Annotated in this window: 2 protein-coding genes; both read left to right on the top strand. The window is 39.4% G+C overall.

What is annotated here, in order from left to right; genetic code table 11:
* The first annotated feature begins 516 nt into the window (after positions 1-516).
* Complete coding sequence (locus SPADD19_RS07980) at positions 517-1,251, top strand: response regulator transcription factor (RefSeq protein WP_061455768.1); 735 nt, start codon at positions 517-519, stop codon at positions 1,249-1,251.
* A 13-nt stretch (positions 1,252-1,264) separates the two neighbouring features.
* A complete protein-coding gene (locus SPADD19_RS07975; protein WP_241496544.1) occupies positions 1,265-2,569 on the top strand; it encodes a sensor histidine kinase in 1,305 nt (434 codons plus the stop codon).
* The last annotated feature ends 16 nt before the right edge of the window (positions 2,570-2,585 follow it).

The following is a 2,585-nucleotide window of genomic DNA, read 5'->3' as shown; positions in this document are numbered from 1 at the left end:
TGCTTTGGGATTTTCATTTGTTATGGAATAATATTTTTATTTTAAATTTTGTAACAGAAATGATAAATACTAGTTAAAGAGGACTTGTGTAGATACTTGGGAATCAAGCGTTTGTGGTGTTTTCAGGCGGAGGAATATTTGCCAACAAATTGCAATACAAATTAACTGATTTTGTAATAATTCTAGTGTATACTAGTAAGAGTAGATCACAGGTCTACATTGTTGCAAGGGGAGAACTTCCCACATACATGTCTATTGACAATAAAACTTGATCGTAATATCGCTGCTAGTAAAATGAGAGTTTGAACATAGCGTAGATTTTATCGACCTTTTTCATATTAAAAAATATTTTTCAAATTCCCCTTGCGCAAGCTCTTCCGGATTCCTCCGGGAGAGTTTTTTCTTGTTAAAGAGAAAAAGATAGAATGCCTTTTGAGTCTCCTTTGAAAGAATGGCTCAGCAGCTATTATTTATGGTAAAATAGAACATATTCGTCGAGGGGAAGGATTGAAGACTTTGTTGAAGATTTTTGTGTTAGAAGATGAGTGGATCCAGCAATCACGAATCGAATCGGTCTTGCAGGAACTGATTACTCAGAAATCCTTGCAATGCAAAGCGCCAGAAGTGTTTGGGAAGTCAAGCCAGTTGCTAGATGCTATCACAGAGAGAGGCGCTCATCACCTATTCTTCTTAGATATCGAGATTAAAGGTGAGGAGAAAAAGGGTCTAGAGATCGCAAAAGAGATTCGCAAGAAAGACCCCCATGCGACCATTGTCTTTGTCACCACTCACTCTGAATTCATGCCCATTACCTTTCAGTACAAAGTAGCCGCCTTGGATTTTATTGATAAAACGCTGAGCGAAGAAGAGTTCAGAAAAAGAATCGACTCGGCCATCGACTATACCTTGGAGCAAGCTGGGACCACGATTGCGCAAGATGCTTTTACATTTGAGAGTGCGATGGCGCGTGTACAAGTTCCCTTTAATAAGATTTTGTATGTTGAAACGTCTCCAACCATTCACAAGGTTATTTTACACACCAAGGATGAGCGATTAGAATTTTACGCCAGTATTACCGATATCGAAAAAGCAGATCCCCGCTTGTATCGGTGCCACCGCTCCTTTGTGGTGAATCCACAAAATATTACGAAGATTGATAAAGAAGCCAAGAAAGCTTTTTTTGAAAATGGGGACAATTGCTTGATCTCACGGACCAAGTATAGAGGCTTACTAGAAGCTTTGAAAAAATAGAAGGGAGAAGAAATTGCTGCTAGATATTCTCATATATTACTTAAAGTTCTTCGTCAGCATGCTGATCTATCGTCATATCAGTAGACAAGAGTTCGCTTGGCGCTGGCTCTTTTTGTGCTCTTTCTTCTTTGCAGTCGTCTTTACCCTTGTGCCACCGGTAGGCTTTTTTGGCTATTTCTTAGTATTTATTGCCTATAGTTTCTATCGGAATCGTAACATACGACACCTTTTGAACATTTTTTACGGGCTCTACCCAGTTGTCATGGAGAGTCTCATTGGGCGCCTCCTAGCCTTTTATGTCTTTCCGATGCTCGGGATTGTACTTGTTCATGAGGCATCTGTCAGCTGGTATGATGCTCTACTTGAATTGTTGGTCTTTCCTGTTTATATAGGAATCACTAAATTGTTAAAACTAGATTTTACGGATTTAAAAGTAGGATTTCAACGGCAGTATTTTAATCGTTTCTTACTCCCAATGGATCTTTCTATGTTTGTGTATTTAGTCAGTGTTGTAGGTCTGGTGGTTTTTGAGGATGCTATTCCGCATGCAGATGCTTTACGGGAACATTTAAATAGTATTTATTTGATCTTATTTTTTATGATGCTCTTGTATTTCAATGCAGTGTCCAAAGAACGATTGAAACAAGAGATTCTGGAACAAAAAGATAGGCAACTGCAGGAGTTAGCCACCTATAGCCAACACGTCGAAATGCTCTACGGGGAGATTCGTGCCTTTCGTCATGATTACCTGAATATTTTAACCAGTCTCAAATTAAGTATTGAGCACGAAGACCTCAATGCGATCAGGGAAGTCTATGAGAATGTTCTTCGAGAGAGTGGCCAGCAATTTTACAATAGTAAGTTTGATATTGCCAAACTCAGTCACATAGAAAATCCAGCTGTAAAAAGTGTTCTGTCCGCAAAATTATTGGAAGCTCAAAATAAAGGGATTGGGATCTCTGTCGAGATCGATGAACCAGTTCGTGATTTATTCATCGAGGTTTTAGATTTCATCACCTTCTTATCCATCCTTTGTGACAATGCTATCGAAGCGAGTCTTGAATCAGAGGATCCCCAGCTGACTCTTGCCATGCTTCAGGAGACGAACTCCCTCATCTTAATAGTTGAAAATAGTACAAAAGCTGAAAAAATAGAGTTAGCGAGAATTTTTGAAAAAGACTACTCGAGTAAAGGAGAGGGCCGCGGTCTTGGCTTGTACAAGATCCAACAATTACTGGAAAAGTATCCCAAAACGACAGTGTCTACCAAGAGTTCAAACTACCGATTTACTCAGAGCCTGACCTTTTGGAAGGAATAATGGAAGAGAGAGTGGG

Origin of the sequence: Streptococcus parasanguinis, from assembly GCF_001578955.1 — a bacterium.
GTDB lineage: Bacteria > Bacillota > Bacilli > Lactobacillales > Streptococcaceae > Streptococcus > Streptococcus parasanguinis_U.
The sequence above is the reverse complement of the archived record's forward strand: the minus strand, read 5'-3'. Positions and strand labels throughout refer to the sequence as shown.